The 20,968-nt window shown below is 41.7% G+C and carries 19 protein-coding genes; 13 read left to right on the plus strand and 6 right to left on the minus strand.

Annotated features, from left to right (window positions below):
- Positions 1–109 precede the first annotated feature (109 nt).
- Complete coding sequence (locus tag AC4CU2_RS05410; RefSeq protein WP_005400575.1) at positions 110–1,144, plus strand: type I glyceraldehyde-3-phosphate dehydrogenase; 1,035 nt, start codon at positions 110–112, stop codon at positions 1,142–1,144.
- A gap of 113 nt (positions 1,145–1,257) precedes the next feature.
- On the plus strand, positions 1,258–1,563 hold the full coding sequence (locus AC4CU2_RS05415) for a hypothetical protein (protein ID WP_004696167.1): 306 nt from the start codon (positions 1,258–1,260) through the stop codon (positions 1,561–1,563).
- A gap of 9 nt (positions 1,564–1,572) precedes the next feature.
- Here AC4CU2_RS05415 and AC4CU2_RS05420 read toward each other — a convergent pair whose 3' ends face one another.
- Together AC4CU2_RS05420 and AC4CU2_RS05425 are read right to left on the minus strand one after the other, a co-directional pair.
- The gene (locus tag AC4CU2_RS05420) at positions 1,573–1,872 is read right to left on the minus strand and encodes an AzlD family protein (protein WP_005400577.1); all 300 of its coding nucleotides are present in this window, start codon (positions 1,870–1,872) and stop codon (positions 1,573–1,575) included.
- Positions 1,869–2,615, minus strand: a complete 747-nt coding sequence (locus AC4CU2_RS05425; RefSeq protein WP_490768394.1) for an AzlC family ABC transporter permease — start codon at positions 2,613–2,615, stop codon at positions 1,869–1,871. The genes AC4CU2_RS05420 and AC4CU2_RS05425 overlap by 4 nt, the downstream gene beginning before the upstream one ends.
- A 164-nt stretch (positions 2,616–2,779) precedes the next feature.
- Here AC4CU2_RS05425 and AC4CU2_RS05430 point away from each other — a divergent pair, with 164 nt between their 5' ends.
- Positions 2,780–3,235 carry an Lrp/AsnC family transcriptional regulator gene (locus AC4CU2_RS05430; RefSeq protein ID WP_490768395.1) on the plus strand — a complete coding sequence of 152 codons (456 nt, stop codon included), beginning with the start codon at positions 2,780–2,782 and terminating at the stop codon, positions 3,233–3,235.
- A gap of 88 nt (positions 3,236–3,323) precedes the next feature.
- Here the strand turns inward: AC4CU2_RS05430 and AC4CU2_RS05435 are convergent, their stop codons facing one another.
- Entirely contained in the window at positions 3,324–3,836 is a 513-nt protein-coding gene (locus AC4CU2_RS05435; protein ID WP_114836828.1) for a hypothetical protein, read from the minus strand.
- Between the two features lie 429 nt (positions 3,837–4,265).
- Between AC4CU2_RS05435 and AC4CU2_RS05440 the strand changes: the two genes are divergently transcribed.
- From AC4CU2_RS05440 to AC4CU2_RS05455, 4 genes are all read left to right on the plus strand, one after another.
- A complete protein-coding gene (locus AC4CU2_RS05440) occupies positions 4,266–5,432 on the plus strand; it encodes an ATP phosphoribosyltransferase regulatory subunit (RefSeq protein ID WP_490768396.1) in 1,167 nt (388 codons plus the stop codon).
- A 69-nt stretch (positions 5,433–5,501) separates the two neighbouring features.
- Positions 5,502–6,821 (plus strand): adenylosuccinate synthase, encoded by a 1,320-nt coding sequence (locus AC4CU2_RS05445; RefSeq protein WP_490768397.1) that lies wholly within the window; start codon positions 5,502–5,504, stop codon positions 6,819–6,821.
- Between the two features lie 199 nt (positions 6,822–7,020).
- Positions 7,021–7,326 carry a hypothetical protein gene (locus AC4CU2_RS05450; protein ID WP_004696180.1) on the plus strand — a complete coding sequence of 102 codons (306 nt, stop codon included), beginning with the start codon at positions 7,021–7,023 and terminating at the stop codon, positions 7,324–7,326.
- Between the two features lie 186 nt (positions 7,327–7,512).
- The gene (locus AC4CU2_RS05455; protein WP_004982314.1) at positions 7,513–8,286 is read left to right on the plus strand and encodes a M48 family metallopeptidase; all 774 of its coding nucleotides are present in this window, start codon (positions 7,513–7,515) and stop codon (positions 8,284–8,286) included.
- A 125-nt stretch (positions 8,287–8,411) separates the two neighbouring features.
- On the opposite strand, the gene AC4CU2_RS05460 is transcribed toward AC4CU2_RS05455, so the two are convergent.
- The gene (locus AC4CU2_RS05460) at positions 8,412–9,461 is read right to left on the minus strand and encodes an NADP(H)-dependent aldo-keto reductase (RefSeq protein WP_078388958.1); all 1,050 of its coding nucleotides are present in this window, start codon (positions 9,459–9,461) and stop codon (positions 8,412–8,414) included.
- Between the two features lie 186 nt (positions 9,462–9,647).
- Positions 9,648–10,355, minus strand: coding sequence for a cAMP-activated global transcriptional regulator CRP (gene crp, locus AC4CU2_RS05465; protein ID WP_004696183.1), 708 nt, complete (start codon positions 10,353–10,355; stop codon positions 9,648–9,650).
- A 147-nt stretch (positions 10,356–10,502) separates the two neighbouring features.
- Here crp and AC4CU2_RS05470 point away from each other — a divergent pair, with 147 nt between their 5' ends.
- The 3 genes from AC4CU2_RS05470 (at position 10,503) to AC4CU2_RS05480 (ending at position 15,397) form a co-directional block, all read left to right on the plus strand.
- Entirely contained in the window at positions 10,503–10,925 is a 423-nt protein-coding gene (locus AC4CU2_RS05470) for an OsmC family protein (protein ID WP_004982311.1), read from the plus strand.
- Between the two features lie 390 nt (positions 10,926–11,315).
- Entirely contained in the window at positions 11,316–13,895 is a 2,580-nt protein-coding gene (clpB, locus tag AC4CU2_RS05475; RefSeq protein WP_419282436.1) for an ATP-dependent chaperone ClpB, read from the plus strand.
- A gap of 215 nt (positions 13,896–14,110) precedes the next feature.
- Positions 14,111–15,397: a DUF945 family protein gene (locus AC4CU2_RS05480; protein ID WP_490768398.1), complete on the plus strand. Its 1,287-nt coding sequence runs from the start codon at positions 14,111–14,113 to the stop codon at positions 15,395–15,397.
- A gap of 123 nt (positions 15,398–15,520) precedes the next feature.
- Here AC4CU2_RS05480 and rlmKL read toward each other — a convergent pair whose 3' ends face one another.
- Positions 15,521–17,725 carry a bifunctional 23S rRNA (guanine(2069)-N(7))-methyltransferase RlmK/23S rRNA (guanine(2445)-N(2))-methyltransferase RlmL gene (rlmKL, locus tag AC4CU2_RS05485; RefSeq protein WP_490768399.1) on the minus strand — a complete coding sequence of 735 codons (2,205 nt, stop codon included), beginning with the start codon at positions 17,723–17,725 and terminating at the stop codon, positions 15,521–15,523.
- A 231-nt stretch (positions 17,726–17,956) separates the two neighbouring features.
- Between rlmKL and AC4CU2_RS05490 the strand changes: the two genes are divergently transcribed.
- The 3 genes from AC4CU2_RS05490 to AC4CU2_RS05500 all read left to right on the plus strand — a co-directional run bounded on the left by AC4CU2_RS05490 (position 17,957) and on the right by AC4CU2_RS05500 (position 20,859).
- Entirely contained in the window at positions 17,957–18,310 is a 354-nt protein-coding gene (locus AC4CU2_RS05490) for a hypothetical protein (protein WP_004696191.1), read from the plus strand.
- Positions 18,311–18,596: 286 nt separating this feature from the next.
- Complete coding sequence (locus AC4CU2_RS05495) at positions 18,597–19,613, plus strand: aspartate carbamoyltransferase catalytic subunit (protein ID WP_490768400.1); 1,017 nt, start codon at positions 18,597–18,599, stop codon at positions 19,611–19,613.
- Positions 19,614–19,623: 10 nt separating this feature from the next.
- The gene (locus AC4CU2_RS05500) at positions 19,624–20,859 is read left to right on the plus strand and encodes a dihydroorotase (RefSeq protein ID WP_114836822.1); all 1,236 of its coding nucleotides are present in this window, start codon (positions 19,624–19,626) and stop codon (positions 20,857–20,859) included.
- Positions 20,860–20,968: the final 109 nt, after the last annotated feature.

Below are 20,968 nucleotides of genomic sequence, written 5' to 3' on the forward strand. Positions count from 1 at the left end.
CATCATCTTCACTGATAGATGATAGAAAAAGAAAGCTTAACCAAATCTGTATAAATCCATTAATATAGGCCTGCTTTATCTTTCATCATTTTATAAATAAGGGCAAGTCATGCAACGAGTGGCGATAAATGGATTTGGTCGGATCGGACGTAATGTACTACGTGCTTGGTTTGAAAATCCAAAGAACTTTCAGTTTGAAATCGTCGCGGTGAATGATGTAGCAGATGTAGAAACCTTATTGCATTTATTTAAATATGACACCACGCATGGGCGCTTTCCCGGAAAAGTCGATTTAAGTTATGAAAATGAAAGGATTTATTTACATCTTTCTAAAGATCAAGCGCAGCTCAAAGTTGAAGTATTGTGTCAGGCAAACCCACAAGATTTACCTTGGGCAAGTCTCCATGTAGACGTGGTTCTAGAGTGCACAGGTTTATTTCGCTCGCGTGAAGCAGCAACAGGGCATATCAGTGCAGGTGCAAAGCGGGTTATTATTGGCGCGGCACCTTTTGATTCGGTTGATGCCGCAATTGTGTATGGGGTGAATCACCATGAGGTGAAAGCCAATGACCAAATCATTTCCAGTGTGTCATGTACCACACAGGCCTTAGTGCCTTTGGTTAAAATCATTGATGATGCTTTTGGGATTGATACTGCACTCATGACCGAAATTCATGCAGTGACTGCCGATCAGTCTGTATTGGATCATGCGCATCGTGACCTAAGGCGTGCCCGTGCTTCAGGTCAAAACATTATCCCAACGACATCGTCAGCCCTTGGTGCTTTAAAACAAGTGATGCCTAAGATGGCTGATCGTATTGATGGTTATTCGATTCGTGTGCCAACCATTAACGTGGCTGCAATTGATTTAACTTTTATTTCGCAAACACCAATTACCGACCATAAAATTAATGAAGTGCTGATTCAAGCGGCGAAGTCAGACTACCGTGAAATTATGGATGTGACGGATGAACCTTTGGTGTCTTCAGATTTTAACCATTCACCCTATTCACTCATTGTTGATTTAACGCAAACCATGGTGGTGGGGCATCAAGCCAAAGTCTTTGCGTGGTATGACAATGAATGGGGCTATGCAAACCGCTTATTAGATTTGTGTGAATCTTTTAGTGCGTCAACCACCTAAAGATCTTTATTTTTAGGCATCTTTTACTCTGAAAACAAGATGATAGGCATAGACCGAATACAGACTTGTGGTTATCATGAATTCATAAACGAAAATAATGTAGAGTGGTGTTTATGTTGATCTTAATTTGGGGATTTATTTTGCTGTTGGCGGTCGCTGTCGTATTTTTAATTTGGTTTCAATTTAAAAATCAGGCAGATAAAACCGATCCAAGCGTAGAGCAAAATCAACTGCAAGAAAAAGTACATCATCTTGAAGAAAATTTAAAAAAGACCTTGGAAATTATGCAAGATCTTGCAAAAAAGATGCATGTGCAACAGGAAGTGATCGAGCAGACCACGTCTAAGTTGCAAAAAGTTGAGCTACAAAACGCTGAGTTGGTGAATATTCTTGCTAAAGCCGTACAACCAGAACGCTAAAAATTAAGTTTAGATGAGCACGGTACGTAATAATGCCGCGCTCAGCATACTAATCACAACGGTGGGTAAGAGTGAAAAGCGTGAAGCTGCAATTAGAGTGATGGCAATGGCGAGTAGGTCTGCGACATTGTCTTTGACAAAATAAGGTGCAATTACTGAAATAAGTACGCAGCCCGGAACAACTTCCAAAATCTTTCGTTGTTTGTTGCTTAAAGTTTTATTTTTCAGCAAAACATAGCCCAATATACGCGTCAGATAAGTGGTTGCTGCGACCAATAAAATCGCGATAAGTGTTGTGCTGTGGATCATAGCCCATCCTCCTGAATAAATAAAAAAGCAGAGGCGATGCCACAGATTGCACCAATAGGCACATACCAACCCGTCGGTAAATATAAATAAGCAATGGCTGCACTGATTAGACTGATAAGCCAAGGCCGTGCTGCACTGAATCCTTTCCACATGCCACGCAATAAAACCAGAAATACTGCAGCAAAGGCCATATCAAATCCATAACGGTGAACATCGCCTAGCAAAGGACCAAGAATGGCACCTAAGCTGGTAAAACTGACCCACATCAAGTACAGGGCAAAACAGATACCTGCGTAGTAGGACATGCTAAAGGCCTGTTGTAGCCCAAATCTTTTCTTCTTTTCTGCATCGGCAAGAGCTGCGGCCCAACTTTCATCACACATGAAAAACAGGGCAGGGAAAACCTGTCGATTGGGCAAATGGCGTAAATAGGGCACGAGACTTGCACCCATGAGCAAATGACGGCTATTGACTAGGAGCGTAATGAAAATTAAAACGAGAAAATTTGGTGGATTGGTCCAGACCTCGAGCACGGCAAACTCGGAACCGCCCGCAAAGTTTAGGCCCGTAAATAATGGAACTTCTAAATGGCTAAAGCCTTTTTGAGTGGCTTGTGTTCCTAGGACCAAAGCAAAAGGAATAATTCCCAGCAGCATGGGGATAGATGTTTTAATACCACGTTTAAACTCGACGTAATCTGTAGAGTCATTGAGTTCTTGAGTCGTATTTCTAAGGGAGAACATTTTAAATCGCCTATGCGTGCTAGGTTTTGGTGCAGTAGGTGAATAAGTTTAGGCTTTTTCCGAAGATATTTTTTGCTTTATTTAGCTTAATATAGGGCTTGTTTGGAATAATATGCTGTAATTGGTTAAATATGAGCAAAATTATGCTTTAGGAGGTGAAATTTATGGATCAAACCGATAAACGTATATTGCAAGTGCTACAAGTCGATGGAAAACTTCAAAATAATGAGCTGGCTCAACGCATTGGATTGTCTGCCTCACCGTGTTTAAGACGAGTAAAACAACTAGAAGAAGACGGAATTATTCGGGCTTATGTGGCTTTGGTTGATCCTGTTAAAGTGAATCTGCGATTGACCGTGTTTGCACGCATTTGGCTAAAAAGTCAGGATCCGCAAACTGTGAACCAATTTGTTGAATCAATTCGTGAAGTTCCTGAAGTGGTCGAGTGTCATTTAATGGCAGGGGATTGTGATTTCTTTTTACGTATTGTGGTTGCAGACTTAGACGCCTATCGACAGTTTCAAATCCATCGTCTAAATAAAATCCCCAATATACAAAGTATTAAAACAGAAATTCCATTGCAAAATATCAAACAAACCACAGAACTGTCGATTTGGTAGCTCAAAAGTTGATAGTGAAATTACCCGTGAATGTGACAGCATGACTCAAAGTGATAGGACTTGTACTCTAGTCATGCTACTTAGGATATTATGACTCTTCGTTTAAAAAGCCTTCTTTAATTTCTTTAGGCAGATCTGCGTGCCACCATGCATAAATACTGGCTTTAATTTCTTCATCTTCTTCAGGATCATTTAAAGGTTCATCATCTTCACGAACCAGTTCATCACCTTCAAATTTGAACCAAAACTCCCAAGGATCATCATCACCGCAACCCCATGCTTGCGCATGGATGTCTGGAAGCAAGGCTTTCAGGAAGAATAAAATAGCTTCCATGAACTCATCACCTGATGAACCATGGACAAAGTGTGCGATGGAATAACCCGCGAGGGAGTATAGCGATTCAGGACCTAAGTCAAACTCGATATTATCGACGGTATTTAAAATATCTTCGGCCAGTTCAGCACCATGTTCTGGATTGATGTCACAGACTAAAGCCGTAAATTGACTCGCATCGCCGCGATGTTCTTGAAATAATCGGTCTAACTTTGACATGATTTGAGCATCTGCATGCCTGTAATATAAGTTGCTATGCATTTCCATCGAATTTTCCCCAAGTAAAAAATATGTGATTAAAAGTGTTATCTGTATAACGCCGTTGTATTTATTGTTGCTGTTAAATTGAGCTGAAGTATAAAAGAATGTGCCTTTTGTGCAAGCATAGGTATAATTGGAAATAAAATATAAAACAAAGTCTTATATGAATTTTTCCAATCTGTGCAGAGCACTAGGATGAGTTAATATTATTTATTCTGATACTTGGGCATTGTCTAAAGCCATGTTTTGAATAGCTCGCTCAAAATCGGTAAGAATTTATAAAGTTGTTAATGAGGACATCAAAACGATAAATTAAATTTTCCGAAATTGTCTAATGCACAGCACATTGTATCGTGATAGACTAAGAGAAATCGGGTGTGCCCCGATTTTTTTATGCGGATTCGTTCCGCGCAGACAAGATTTTAGGTTTACAACATGCCCATTTCAGAGACATGGTTATTACCTGATGGTGTAGCTGATGTACTACCAGAACAGGCGCAAGTGATTGAAACTTTGCGTCGTCAAGCATTAGATTTCCTCGCAACTCGAGGTTATCAGTTGGTGTACACGCCATTCATTGAATACATCGAATCGTTATCTTCTCTTTCAGAATCGAATCAAGATTTAGACTTAGCCACTTTTAAAGTGATTGATCAGCTTTCTGGTCGTTTACTTGGTGTGCGTGCCGATATGACACCACAAGTGGCTCGTATTGATGCGCATGTACATCCAGTTGAAGGCGTTGCTCGCTATTGCTATGCAGGAACAGTCCTACATACCAAACCACAAGGCTTTAATACCACGCGTACACCTTTGCAGTTAGGTGCTGAGCTATTCGGTTCAGACAGCATCGATGCCGATGTTGAGCTGATCGATGTGATGATCAGCCTGCTTGAAAAAACAGGTTTTGCAGACGGTATCCATTTGGATTTAGGCCATGTGGGCTTATTCCGTAGTATGGTGAAGGTTGCGGGTTTAAGCAAAGCGACTGAACGTCAACTCTCTGATTTATACCAACGTAAAGCTCTGCCAGAATTGGCTGAATTTACCCAAGATTTAAACTTTGGTGCTGACTTTTATACTTTAGGTCGTTATGCAAGTGACTTAGATGCCTTGCAAACGCATTTAAGTGCAGAAGTCATTGCCGATGCGGAATTCAAGCACGCTTTTGATGCATTAAAAACTACACAATCTGAGATTCAAGCACGTTGGCCAAATCTTCAGATGGGTATTGATGTGGTTGAGCTGCGCTCATATCACTACCATACGGGCTTAATGTATGCCGTTTATGCACCAAACCGTGCTGCGCCATTGGCACAAGGTGGACGCTATGACGGGATTGGTGAGCACTTTGGGCGTGCACGTCCAGCAACTGGCTTTAGTTGTGACTTATATGCACTTAGTGCAGGTCGTTTTCAGCAAAACAGTCTTGTGGTTGCACCCAAAGGTACCCAAACAGATTTGATCCAAGCGATTGAACACACGCGTGCTCAAGGCATGAGTGTGATTCAACTTTTGGGGCAGGATGATTTAACTACGCTTCCATATGCAACGCACCAGTTGGTGAATGTTGCAGGTCAATGGACTGTAGAACAAATTTAATCACTTCTTCAGGTAAGCTAAAACCTGAGAAGTTCTTCAATTTTAACAGCATGATGCAATGAGGCTATTATGGGCAAGAATGTTGTGGTACTCGGTACCCAATGGGGCGACGAAGGTAAAGGTAAAATCGTCGACCTGCTCACAGATCAAGCGGCTGCGGTCGTTCGTTATCAAGGCGGACATAACGCAGGTCATACACTTGTCGTTGGTGGTAAGAAAACTGTATTACACCTCATTCCATCTGGTATTTTACGTGAAAACGTACTGTGCTTAATTGGTAATGGTGTGGTGCTTTCTCCTGAAGCGCTCATCAAAGAGATGGGCATTCTTGAAAAAGAAGGCGTGCCAGTTAAAGAACGTCTACGTATTTCTCCGAACTGTCCACTGATTTTGCCAAACCATATTGCACTTGACCAAGCGCGTGAAATCAAGCGTGGTAATGCAAAAATTGGTACCACTGGTCGTGGTATTGGGCCTGCCTATGAAGACAAAGTTGCCCGCCGTGCAATTCGTGTTGCAGATTTGGTTCGTGGTGGCGAGCATCTTAAAGCTCAGTTAACTGAACTTCTTGAATACCATAACTTCCAATTAACACAATTCTACGGCGTAGAAGCAGTTAAATTAGAAGATGTACTTGCGCTGTGTGATCAATGGCGTGAAGTGGTTGCACCACTTGTGATTGATGTCACTACAGAGCTGCATAATTACCGTAAAAACGGTGACAACATCATGTTTGAAGGTGCTCAAGGTTCACTTCTAGATGTTGACCATGGTACATATCCGTATGTAACGTCTTCAAATACGACTGCTGGTGGCGTAAGCTCAGGTTCTGGTTTGGGTCCATTACATCTTGACTATGTATTGGGTATTACCAAAGCATATACAACACGTGTAGGTGCAGGTCCGTTCCCAACTGAGTTGGTTTATGACGCTGCAAATGACGTAGGTGATGCGATTGGTAAGCACTTAGGGACTGTAGGTTCTGAATTTGGCGCTTCTACGGGTCGTCAACGTCGTTGTGGTTGGTTCGATGCTGAAATCCTTCGTCGTTCTGTAGACGTAAACTCACTTTCAGGTATTTGCTTAACTAAACTTGACGTTCTTGATGGTTTAGAAGAAGTGAAAATCTGTGTAGGTTACGAAGCAGCAGATTCTGGTTGTGTTGGTTCTTCTGATGCGCTTGCATTTGAAACTTTAAAACCAATTTACGAAACAATGCCAGGTTGGTCTGAGTCTACGTTTGGTGCGAAATCAATGGATCAATTGCCACAAGCAGCGATCAACTATATAAAACGCATTGAACAGTTAATCGAATGCCCAATCGATATCATTTCTACAGGTCCAGACCGTGAAGAAACGATTGTTTTACGTCATCCATTTGACGCTTAAGCGATGAAGCATTGAACAAAAACCCTGTCTCGTACAGGGTTTTTTATTTGCGCGATAGATCTGCACATGAGCGTGAAAAGTGTTGATTTAAGCTGCTGAGCTTGAATGATTTTCCCGACTAAAGTTGCATGAATAAGCACGACATAATGTATAAGTGCTTGTTAGAATAAAATGCACAATAAACAGATGAGCAGGCAGGATGCAAAAGAATATCGCGGGAACTATTTTTTACTCACTACTTTTTGCTATGGGTGGTGCGCCAACAATCGCGATGATGATTATTCAAGGGCAAACCACCGATCCAGACGTGATTTATAGTGCGCTCATTGGATTGTCTGTGATTATTGCTTGTATCTTGGTGCCGATCATTCTGCTCCAAAATGCATTTCTGTTTGCAAAGCGTAAAAGTGCGACCCTTGAGGAAAAAATTGAACCTTTAAGCCACCTGTATTTGGGTTTAAATATCCTGTGTTTGGTTTATTGGCTTTTAATTCAGTTTATGTAAGTAGGTTTAAGGTGGCGTGTAGATAAGGCTTTACCGCTGAAATTTGGCGTATTGTACTTAATTGTGAAGATATTTTTACATAATTGCTATGATAAAACGCGGTGATGATATTTAACACTTTAAATCTATTCAATATAATTCAGCACATTATGTAAAATGCTTTGAGATGGATGGAGTTAAGCAATAATGAAAAATAAAATATTAATGAGTTTGTGTGCAGCAAGTGTGGTTACCATTTCTGGTTGTGCAACTTTTGCGGAAGTGGCAGGTGCAGACACTGCAACATTAAATGCAGCAGCAACCCAAGGCTTCAACAAAACAGTGAATGAAGCGCGAAGCACAAAGACCTTAGATACCTCATCTACGACCTATAAGCGTATTTATGGTGTATTCAATCGCTTGAAGCCATATGCCGATCAAATGAACCAAACTGGAACGAAATTTGACTGGCAGTTGGCGGTACTTAAGTCAAATCAGGTCAACGCCTATGTTGCACCTGGTGGTAAGGTGGTGTTCTACACAGGTATTGTAGATAAATTGAACCTAACTGATGCTGAAATTGCAGCGGTGATGGGACATGAGATGGTGCATGCTTTAGAAGAGCACTCGAAGAGTAAGGTTGGTGCGCAGGCATTAACGGATTTGGCCTTGGGAATTGGTCTAAGTGCAGCAGGTGTAGGTCAAACGGGTTCAGCAGCAGCGCAGCTAGGTAGTCAAATTGGTATTGGTTTGCCTTACTCACGTAGCCTAGAAAGTCGTGCAGACCAAGGTGGCTTAATGTTGATGGCTAAAGCAGGCTATAACCCTCAAGCTGCAATTAGTCTGTGGGAAAAAATGAATAAGCTTGATGGAGCAGGCGGTTCTTCATTCCTGTCGACGCACCCGTCAAACAGCCAACGTATTGAAGCAATGCGTAAGAACTTAGCCGCTGCTCAAGCGGTTTATAATCAAAGACGTTAATTCGTTTTGAATAAAAAAGGACGCCAAGGCGTCCTTTTTTAATATCAGTTGATGATTTTGAAAATCATCAATTATTTGTGACAGGTGAAGTAGTGCTTCACCTGAACAGCTAATATAAGAAATATCTATGGCGCAGGATTAGGTTGTTGCTGATGAATAGCTTGAATACCCTGTAAAACATCTTCGGATAAATCAATCTCAAAAGCTTGAATATTTTCTTTCAACTGGTCTAAGTTGGTCGCCCCAATAATCGTACTGGTCACAAAAAATTGCTGCTTGATAAAGGCTAAAGCCAGTTGTGTAGGCGTTAAACCATGTCGTTCAGCCAGTTGCGCATACTGTTCTGTTGCCCATTCACTCTCTGGGTTGCTATAACGACTAAAGCGGCTGAAAAGCGTTACTCGAGCATTGGCTGGGCGTGCACCATTGCGGAATTTACCTGTGAGATAGCCAAAAGCGAGTGGGGAATAGGCGAGTAAACCAATGCCTTCATATTTCGCAATTTCCGACATACCAATTTCATAAGTACGGTTCAATAGGCTATATGGGTTTTGCACACTGACAAATTTAGATAGACCAAGCTGTTCTGCAATCTGTAGAAACTTCATAGTGCCCCATGGCGTCTCATTAGATAAGCCAATATAACGAATACGCCCTTTTTGAATCTCTGTTTCTAATGCTTGTAGTGTTTCTTGCAAAGAGGTCACGGTTTGCGTGTTATGGGCTTCACTGTTTTCATAGCCTAATTTTCCGAAAAAGTTGGTTGGGCGCTGTGGCCAGTGTAGCTGATATAAATCAATATAATCGGTCTGTAAACGCTTTAGGTTGCCATCTAGGGCAGAAGAAATATCGGTTGCATTAAAACGAGTCTGTCCATCACGAATATGACTACCACCTTGCGATGGCCCCGCAATTTTAGAGGCTAGAAATAGCTTGTCTCGACCGCCGCGCTGGGCAATCCATTGGCCAATAATACTTTCGGTTGCACCTTGGGTTTCAGGTTTTGGAGGAACAGGGTACATTTCCGCAGTGTCCCAAAAGTTAATGCCTTGCGCCAAAGCATAGTCAAGTTGCTCAAAGGCTTCAGCTTGAGTGTTTTGCTCACCAAAGGTCATGGTGCCGAGACAAATTTCAGGAACCAAAATACCTGTATCGGCTAAGGGTTTAAATTGCATTCAACATTTCCTTTTATGGACTGCGTTTTTTCGGTCGAATTAGGTTACACAGTTATGCCCAGTAGGTTAAATCACTATTTTTACAAAGTTTGTCATGATTTTGTCAAAGCAGAAGCAGATTTAAAGACATAAAAAAAAGCAAATCCTAAGATTTGCTTTTGGCTGTATCAGCTATGGAGGAAAGTCTTATTCTTCGTCTTCATAGTCATCAGCATTCGCTTTTGACTCTTCTAAAGAGGCATCAAAAATTAAGATGGCTTTACCATCAGTTTCGATCATGCCTTGCTCTTCGAGTGTTTTCAAAACACGACCAACCATTTCACGTGAACAACCGACAATACGTCCAATCTCTTGACGCGTAATACGAATTTGGCGGCCATTTGGTAAAATCATCGCTTCAGGTTGCGACGATAAGTCGATTAGGCAACGTGCAATACGACCTGAAACATCGATAAATGCAAGGTCAGTCACTTTACGTGTGGTATTTTTTAGACGGCGTACCAGCTGTGCAAATACTGCATAGCTTAGGTCAGGGTATTGCTTGCTGAGTTCATGGAAGTTTTCATAAGTTACTTCAGCAATTTCGCAGACATCACGTGTACGCACTTCAGCAGTGCGTTGTGAGTTTGCTTCGAATAGCCCCATTTCCCCAAAAAAATCACCCGCATTTAAATAAGCGACCACGATTTCACGTTCATCGTCTTCACGCAGAATAATGGAGACCGAACCTTTTAAAATCAAATATAAAGATTTAGATTCTGAGCCTGCATCTACGATGGTGGTACGCTTAGGATAACGATTAATATATGCGCGTTTTAATAATGCTTTGACTGACTCGGGGAGTTGACCTGGAGACAGCGCATCAGTGCTTAATTGTGAAAAGCTTGAAGTCATGCTAACGGTTCCGAAAATGGATAAAATATAGATCGCACAGACCTAGGGTGAACTTGTCACACAGTCAGAGCTGAAATTCCTTATCAACTCAATTTATGTTAGTGTACAGTCACTTCGTCAATCTATAGCTTTTTTTAGGTACTTGCAATGCAAACAACTGTTCATTGGTTAGAGAATGTTGCTTTCGAAGCAAAAACTCAAAGTGGTCACAGTGTTATCATGGATGGATCGCCAGAATATGGGGGTGAAAACCGTGGTCCAAGACCAATGGAATTAATCCTGACGGGACTGGGTGGTTGTGCCTCTTTTGACATCGTGACCATACTTAAAAAATCACGCCAAGAAATTACCGATGTACGCTGTGAACTCAAGGCAGAGCGGGCAGATAGCATCCCTGCAGTGTTCACAAAAATCCACTTACATTTTGTGATTACGGGTCATGCGGTGAAGGAAAAACAAGTCGCAAAAGCCGTGGAATTATCGGCAGAAAAGTACTGTTCTGCGAGCAAAATGTTGATGGATGGTGGGGTTGAAATCACCCATGATTTTGAGATTATTGAAGCAAATTAAACACTGACTTTTAAGTCATTTGAGGCTGATCTGGTGATCGGCCTTTTTCATGCTTCACGCTTTTGTTTTGATTCCGTAAACTGGGACACAATTCATCACACGAATAAATAGAAAAATGCGTTGCTTGTTTGATCAATAATTGATCAAATGATTTTGGTTATCACTGATTGATATGCCGTCGTGGTCTTTAATACATAAATAATCTAGGTTGGCGCTTGAAAATAAGGCGGATAAGACCCATCTTATAATCGAGTCTTATGAGTTTATTCTTAAGGTAAACTAATGAAAAATAAGTTAAAATGTAGGAAAATTAATTAAATTTGAATTGAATTTTGAGCAATTGTCCCCATATATTCATCAAGTTCGAAATTTGTTGTGAGGAAAACAAGAATGCGATTTGAAAAATTCACAAACCGCTTACAGCAAGCTCTCTCAGATGCTCAATCACTTGCAGTGGGGAAAGACCATACCGCAATTGAAGGTATTCATATTTTATCAACATTGTTAGATGAAACCTCTAATCTGAGTTTGTTGCAACAAGCGGGTGCCAATTTACCTGCTTTACAAAGCAAATTAAAACAAGCACTAGCTGATGCACCAACACTGACAAATCCTACAGGAGACGTCAACTTAAGTTCAGAGGCAGTCAAAGCACTAAATCTGGCAGATAGTTTTGCACAAAAAGCAGGCGATGAGTTTTTGTCTACCGATTGGGTGATGCAAGCCTTGGCCGAAGTGGGGGCAACTAAAACGCTACTCAACAGCGTGGGCGTACAAGCAGACAGCTTACGCAAAGTCATTTTAAAAATTCGAGGTGATGAGAAAGTCATGAGCAACAATCATGAAGATCAACGCGATTCTCTGAATAAATACACCATTGATTTAACTGAACGCGCACTGGCAGGTAAGTTAGATCCTGTGATTGGGCGTGATGATGAAATTCGCCGTACCATTCAAGTTTTGTCGCGTCGTACCAAAAATAACCCAGTGTTGATTGGTGAACCAGGGGTGGGTAAAACAGCCATTGTTGAAGGCTTGGCACAGCGGATTATTAACCGTGAAGTACCTGAAAGCCTACAAGGTAAACGTGTTTTATCCTTAGATTTGGGTTCTTTGCTTGCGGGTGCCAAATACCGCGGTGAGTTTGAAGAGCGCTTAAAAGCAGTACTGAAAGATTTGTCTAAACAGGATGGTGAAGTCATTTTGTTCATCGACGAATTACATACGCTGGTAGGCGCAGGTAAAGGCGATGGTGCGATGGATGCAGGCAATATGCTAAAACCTGCTCTGGCACGTGGTGAGCTACGCTGTGTTGGCGCAACCACATTAGATGAATATCGCCAATTCATTGAAAAAGATGCTGCACTAGAGCGTCGTTTCCAAAAAGTGTTGGTTGATGAACCAAGTGTGGAAGACACCATTGCGATTTTACGTGGTTTGAAAGAGCGCTATGAAGTACACCATGGTGTGAAAATTTTAGACTCTGCCATCATTGCAGCAGCGAAAATGTCACATCGTTATATCACCGACCGTCAATTGCCTGATAAAGCGATTGATTTAATTGATGAAGCGGCTTCTCGTATCAAAATGGAGCTGGACTCTAAGCCAGAAGCTTTGGATAAACTTGAACGTCGTTTGATTCAATTGAAACTGCAACTTGAAGCAGTGAAAAAGGATGAAGATGCCGGTAGTCGTGCGGAAGTCGCTCATCTTGAAAAGCAAATTAGCGAAGTTCAGCGCGAATACAATGATTTAGAAGAAGTTTGGAAAGCTGAAAAAACCTTAGTTGAAGGTACCAAACAAGTTCAAGCTGAATTAGATCAGGCGCGTATTGCGCTGCAAAAAGCGCAGCGTGAAAACGACTTAGGTGAAATGTCGCGTCTTCAGTATGGTGTGATTCCAGAGTTGGAAAAACGTCTCAATGAAGAAGAAGTCGTTGAGGAAAAAGAAGAGCCAAAACTACTGCGTAACAAAGTCACTGACAATGAAATTGCAGAAGTCGTTAGTGCTGCTACGGGCATTCCAGTGGCTAAAATGATGCAAGGTGAACGTGAGAAACTTCTCCATATGGAAGAGTTCTTACATAACCGTGTCGTTGGGCAGGATGATGCTGTGGTTGCAGTATCCAATGCGGTTCGTCGTTCGCGTGCGGGCTTGTCCGATCCGAACCGACCAAGCGGCTCGTTTTTATTCTTGGGTCCAACTGGTGTTGGTAAAACAGAGTTGACCAAAGCACTGGCAAACTTCTTGTTTGATAGTGACGATGCCATGATTCGTATCGACATGTCCGAGTTTATGGAAAAACACTCTGTCAGTCGTTTGGTGGGTGCGCCTCCTGGTTATGTCGGCTACGAAGAAGGTGGTGTGTTAACTGAAGCTGTACGCCGTAAACCGTATAGTGTCGTGCTGTTCGATGAAGTGGAAAAAGCACATCCCGATGTGTTTAACATCTTGCTCCAAGTGTTGGATGATGGTCGCTTAACGGATTCGCAAGGTCGCGTGGTTGACTTTAAAAATACTGTGATCGTCATGACATCGAATTTAGGTTCGAGTGATGTGCGTGAGTTGGGTGATAATCCTTTGGATGAAGAAGTTCGAGCAGTGGTGATGAATGCTGTGACGCAACATTTCCGTCCAGAGTTTATCAACCGTATTGATGAGTTAGTGGTCTTCCATTCACTCAAAAAAGCGCAAATTCGTGGTATTGCCGATATCCAATTGGATCGTTTACGTGATCGTTTGGTTGAAAAAGATATGCGCTTAACGGTGGATGATCAAGCCTTTGACTTATTGATTGACGCTGGTTTTGACCCCGTTTACGGTGCACGCCCATTGAAACGTGCCATCCAGCAACAGGTTGAAAACAACTTAGCTCAAAAAATATTGTCGGGTTACTATGTGGCCGGAGACAATATTATGATCACTGCACATGATGGTCAATTGAGCTTTGATAAAGTGAAAATGAGTTAATCATTTAAACTAAAAAACCCAGCTTCGGCTGGGTTTTTTATTGCGTGATAGAAATGTTAAAAGATGACATTTTTAAGCCAAAATGTGACGTAAGTTTTCACATTTATGTGATGGGTGTTACATCTAAGTGATTTATTTGCAAAACAATTATCTTTATTTAAGGATTCTCTTTATAATTTATTCTAATAAAAAACAAACAACTTGAGATAGAAAAAATGACTCAATTGAAGTGGGGTATTGGAGGCGTACTTACGCTTGCTGTGGTCGCAGTAGGGGGAAATCTTTATGCGGATAAAAGCTTGAAGGCTTATTATCAACACAGCACCAAACAGTCGAATGATTTAAAGTTGCAATATCAACAATTTCAAATGGGGGCTTTAAATGGCAGTGCGAACTGGACCGCTGAATTAGTACTAGACCCATGCAAACCAAAAGAAGTGATTCAATTGAAGGGGCAGGATCATATTCAACGGAGTTGGAATGGATATGCGATTCGTTCAGATATTAATATTACGCAAGCACCCGGCGCACTTCAGTCTTTGTTGAAGGAACCACTTAAAGTACAAAGCAAAGTGAATTGGTTGGGTACTTTGAATAGTACCTTGAATACGCCAGTGATTACCCGTAATGAAGCTCAACTCCAGTCTAGATTAGACCCGATGACATTAAAGTTTCGTGCAAAACCGATCGAACAACAGTTAAAGATACTGGATTTACAGCTTGAAATTCCGAATTTAACAGTCACCGATCCAAATATACATTTGCAAATGGTGGGGCTAAAGCTAGAAAGTAACCAAGGACTCAATGGTGAATATCTTGAGGCTGGTGAAACCAAAATTAAGATGGATCTACTGAAAATGTCAGATCGAGATATCAATAAACCTACCAATGCCGAACTTAAGAATTTTAGTATAGAAACGCAAAGTGAACTGACAGACCGAGTTGTAAACACTGAAATGTTATTGCGTCTAGATGAAATGAAAATGCCTTCAGCGCCCGCTGTTCAAAACGTACAGTTTAATTTTAATGTACTCGATATAAACCGACAAAAATTGCAGACGCTGTTTGATATTTTGGCGAAAAGTGAAAACAGTTGTTTGGCAAAAGAGGCTGTGGAAAAAGATATGGAGCTTGCTTTGTTGGCAGTGATCAATGAAGGTTTCCGTTTTGAATCCAAAGAGAACCAATTTGCTATTGGGGACGGTGTTGCGCAGGCGAATGTGACGGGGCGTATTATGCCGAGTCATCAATCGACGCTGATGAGTATGGTGAAAATGATGCCAAGTTTGATGGAATACAAAGCAGATATTCAGTTTGATAAAAATATGATCTCGCGCATCATGAATAATTATCTGCAAAAAGGGGGCATCAGCATGTCTGATCAAGAGATCGAAAGCATGCTTTCAACGATGCAGAGTTCAGGGCAGGTGAAGCGTGAAGGGAATATCATGAAAATGTCAGTTGATTATAAATATGGGCAAACCAATTTCCTGACAGAATAATGTAAAAGATGATGATCTAACATAATAAAAGGGACGTATTTCGTCCCTTTTTTATATCTGAAAATTGTCTAATGCAAAATTTAGCGAAGATGAAATGCCAGCGGGTATTTCATCTTCAGTGCATTAGTTTTTTGGATGGGTAATTTTCCACGCACGATGGATTTTTTGATTGCGCTTGAAATCTGGCCCAATGGTTTCACTGGTAATTTCTTCGACATCAAAGAACGCTAAAATTTCTTCGTCCATTTCAAAACCACGGTAGTTGTTCGAGAAGTACAAGGTACCGTCCGTGGTTAAACGGTTCATCGCACGTTTAAGCAATGATAAATGGTCGCGTTGTACATCAAAGGTACCGTAGAACTTCTTCGAGTTTGAGAAGGTTGGTGGGTCAATAAAGATCAGCTCATATTGCTCATGACCTTCTTTTAACCACTCAAAACAGTCGCTGGCAAAGAACTGATGTTGTTCATCTGCATGGTCGACCGTTAAGCCGTTCAAGACGAAGTTCTCTTTAGACCAGTTCAAATAAGTATTTGAAAGATCGACGCTGGTGGTACTTGCTGCACCGCCTAAAGCTGCATGTAAGCTGGCTGTAGAGGTATAGCTATAGAGGTTCAAAAAGTGCTTACCACGCGCTTCTTGTGCGATGCGTAGACGGATTTGGCGGTGGTCGAGGAACAAGCCAGTATCTAAGTAATCGGTTAAGTTCACTAAGATTTTTGCTTTGCCTTCTTGCACGATAAAACGCTTAGAAGCAGTACTTTGCTTGGTATATTGAGTTTTACCTTCTTGGCGAGCACGTGTTTTGATAAAGATCGCATCACGGCCTAAACCTGTCACCGCACGAATCGCCTGTAAAGCAAGATTGAAGCGTTTCTTGGCTTTTTCAGGATCGATTTTTTTCGGTGGCGCATATTCTTGGACATGTAAGCGTTCGCCATACAAATCGACTGCAACGTTAAAGTCTGGAAGATCGGCATCATATAAACGTAAACAGTGAATGTTTTCTTTCACTGCCCATTTCTTTAAGGTCTGCATGTTCTTTTGTAAACGGTTAGCAAAGTCTTCAGCACCTTCAATCGCGTCAAACTGTTGTGGCTGCCAAGTTTCCAAGAAAGGTTTGACTACTGCAACAGGTTTAACTGAACCTGAACGCACGTAAATTGGCAGTTTACCATTCATCAAACGCATGGTTTGCGGGTCATTCAGCGCCAATACATCGGCTTGCTCAACGGCTGCTGCGATGACCGCTGCAGTTTGATTTGGGAAGTTCTTTTGCAGCAAAGCAGATAAGCCTAAATATAAAGCACGGTTTGAAGCTTTATCACCCAAACGCTCACCATAAGGTGGGTTGGTCACAATAAAGGCTGTTTTTCCTTCGGCTTCAAAGTTCGGCCAGTCGGCTAAAGTCCGTTCTTCGATTTGGATCTGGTCAAGTACACGTTCAAAACCAGCAGCAATAATATTTTGCTTGGTGGCTTTTACTGCTTCCCAGTCTGCATCAAATGCGTAGAACTTAGGAAGAGGTTGTTCCAAGGCTGTTTGATGACGTTCAGCAGCTTCTGCTTTAATGCTCATCCACAGATCATGATCATGGCCATTCCAGCCATTGAAACCGAAACGACGAACTAAACCAGGTGCGCGGTCAGTCAGCATCATCAATGCTTCAATAATAAACGTCCCAGAACCACACATTGGGTCAAGGAAAATATCGGGTCTTTTTGCAAGGAGCTTAGCTTTTTGTAAAATCGCAGCGGCTAAGTTTTCTTTAATTGGGGCATCGGTCATATAACGACGGTAGCCACGTTTATGTAATGAATCACCAGATAAGTCTAAACAGTAGGTGTGTTCAGTTTTTCCTGCGAGTGCATAAATGGTAATTTCAGGTTGCTTAATATCAATACTTGGACGCTTACCGACAGCTTCCATGAATGAATCCACGATACCGTCTTTTACACGTAGAGTTGCAAACTGGCTGTTCACCTTAATTTCACGTTCAATATGTAAACGAACGGCGAAGGTGCTTTGTGGTGCAAAAATCAGCGACCAATCAAAGTTCATTGCACCTTCGTAGAGCTCTTCAGCAACATCACGTGCGTCATGGCTAAATTCCAGCTCATGGACATGAATTGGTGTGAGTACACGCGACGCAAGACGCGACCACATACAAATGCGATAGGCATGTTCCAGTGTACCTTTGAAAACTAAACGCCCAGGAAAACGTTCAATGTTTTGAACACCTAAACCTTCTAATTCTTCTTGGAGTAAGGTTTCTAAGCCATCGGCACACGTAACCCAATAGCTGCTTAAACGCGAAGCGGTTTTCATAAATTTGAGAGACCAAAATAAAACAAAATAAACTCGCTAAAGTTTAACGTATTTTGCCTCTGAATGGTTTTTTAAATATGCTTCTACTCAGCGGAAATATTAAAATAAATGAATCACCATGTGAACAATAACGTTTTTGGTACGTATTTTGCTAAATCGTTGCAAGTTAAATTTACTGACTGATTTCTGATAGATCGTTAGTAAATATTTTTCACTTGAAAGGGGATGAATATGTCGACCAAGTTAGATCGCGGTGTTGTAAGTCATGCTGATGCTTTTTCAATTGCAACTTTACTTTATGCACGTTTGCGCCGTGTATCGGGGCGTGTAATTGATGTGATGTATTTGGTGGAAAACCCAAGTTATGCACGTCAAATGGCAGAGCTTGCTTTAAGTACAGAAGATGCTGAACTGATTCGATTGGTGAGTCGTTTAGACAGTGTCATGGATGTTTTTAACTATGAAGAAACCGCCGTGATCGAAAAACCTAAACAGGTCGACACGACACGACATGAGTTGGAAGCCACTGAAGAAGAAATCTACCGTGCCCAGGTGTCACATCACTATATTGGCGCTTTACGATAAGAATCGCTGAAGTTGGATCGCTCTCGCAAGAGAGCTTTTTAAAATGTCCGCTTGGGATAAATGAGATAAGAAACTCTATAGAATTGATATTTATAGCAATTTGATGAACTCTGAATTTGGCTAATTTAGCCTTTGATGGTTTAATTTAACTGGTTGAAATAATAGATAAGAATTTCATAACCTTAGTTTTGAAGCCGATGATAATTAAGGCAATTGTTTTAAACTGAGGTCCAAATCAAAAAGAAAATCTGTATAATGCGTTAACTTAACGTACAAGGAATCTCTCATGCACTTGGCAGCATTGCATACTCCGAGTCAGATTCAACTCAACCAAGATGGTCATCTCAAACACTTCCTCACCATCGAAGGTCTTTCTAAAGAAACTCTTACAAAAATATTGGACACCGCGCAGTCCTTTTTTAATGACCAAAATCAGCTGATTACCAACAACCTCTTAGAAGGTCGAACGGTAATGAACCTTTTCTTTGAAAACTCAACCCGTACTCGTACCACTTTTGAAGCAGCGGCAAAACGTCTTTCTGCAAATGTATTAAATATTGATATCGCACGTTCAAGTACTTCCAAAGGGGAGACGCTCAGAGACACTTTATGGAACTTAGAAGCGATGGCTGCGGATATTTTTGTGGTACGTCATTCTTCGTCGGGTGCGGCACATTTTATTGCCCAAACCGTTTGTCCACAGGTTGCAATTATCAATGCAGGTGATGGCCGTCATGCGCATCCAACACAAGCTATGTTGGACATGCTGACCATTCGCCGTGAAACCAAAAAGAAATTTGAAGATATTTCAATTGCCATCATTGGTGATATTAAACATTCACGTGTGGCGCGTTCAGATGTTGCTGCATTACAAACACTGGGGTGTAAAGACATTCGTGTAATTGCACCAAACACGCTGCTGCCATACGGCTTTGATGAATATGGTGAAGGTGTACGTCTATTTAATAACATGGAAGCAGGGATTCAAGACTGCGACGTGATTATTACCTTACGTATTCAAAATGAACGTATTGATTCGCCTGCGCTGTCATCTCAAGCTGAATTCTACAAAATGTACGGTTTAAACAAAGAACGTCTTGCGATGGCAAAACCTGATTGCATCGTGATGCATCCGGGGCCTATGAACCGTGGTGTAGAGATTGATTCCAGTATTGCCGATGGTCCGCAGTCTGTGATTTTAAATCAGGTGACCAACGGGATTGCTGTACGTATGGCAGTTTTGGCGCTTGCAATGCAAGGTCAACTGCAAGAGCAAGGTTTGTTAGACGCGATTGCGGTATAAGGAATAAGTCATGACTGTTGTAAAAATTGAAAATGTACGTGTTCTTGACCCAATTCATCAAACAGATGTGGTTCAAACGGTGTATATCGAAAATGGCAAGTTGGTTGCTGAAACAGCCAATGTCACTGAAACAATCGATGGTCAAGGCAAGTGGTTGATACCAACGATGGTGGACTTATGTGCACGCCTACGTGAGCCAGGTCAGCAGCAGCACGGGACATTAAAATCAGAAGGTCGCGCTGCGCGTGGAAATGGTATTTTGCATGTGTTTACACCGCCAGACTCAAAACCGATTGTGCAAGACAATGGTGCTTTGATTCATGGTCTGATGGAAAAAGCGATGCTGGATGGCGGTATTTATCTTGAAGTGATTGGTGCTCAAACCCAAGGCTTACAAGGTAAGCAACCTGCAAATATGGCGGGTCTTAAAAAGGGCGGTTGTAAAGCAGTTTCAAATGCCAATGCGCCTTTTGCAGATGACGATGTGGTGCTGCGCACTTTAGAATACGCAGCAGGCCTTGGTATGACGGTGGTGTTTTATGCCGAAGAACCGCAAATTGCCAAAGATGGCTGTGTCCATGAGGGCTTTGTGGCATCGCGTCAGGGCTTACCGACCATCCCAGCGATTGCTGAAACCATTGCCATTGCTAAGTATTTGCTAATGATTGAAGCGACGGGTGTTCGTGCTCACTTTGGCTTATTGTCTACAGGCGCTTCTGTCGATTTGATCAAAATTGCCAAAGATAAAGGCCTGCCAGTCACATGTGATGTGGCGATGCATCAGCTGCATTTAACAGATCAGCTGATTGATGGCTTTAACTCACTTGCACACGTCCGTCCTCCGTTACGTGCTGAGTCGGATAAAGAGCTCCTTCGCCAAGGTGTGAAAAGTGGAGTGATCGATGCGATTTGTACGCATCATGAACCGCTGAGCAGCTCTGCAAAGCTTGCACCATTTGCTGAAACACAGCCAGGTATTACCGCTTTTGATACCTATGTAACTTTCGGTGTGCAATTGGTGCGTGAAGGTTTATTTAGCCCTTTGGAATGGGTCGAAAAAGTCACGATTGCACCAGCCACGGTAGCCAATATGCTTGAACGTTGGTCTGCTGAAGCTGGTTGGGTGTTGGTTGATCCTGAGTTAGACTGGATTGTGAATAAAGACAATATTTTGTCGCAAGGTAAAAATACGCCTTTGATCAATCAAGTGGTGAAAGGAAAAGTTCTAAAAACTTTTGCAGCTTAAATATTGCCTTAAACGTGGATTAAAAAGTCAGCTTCGGCTGGCTTTTTTATTGGGCCTAGGTAAAACTGATGCAAATACAATATTTTACAAAGTGTAAAAAATGAACAGA

The organism is Acinetobacter sp. 797_lipA (genome assembly GCF_058243025.1).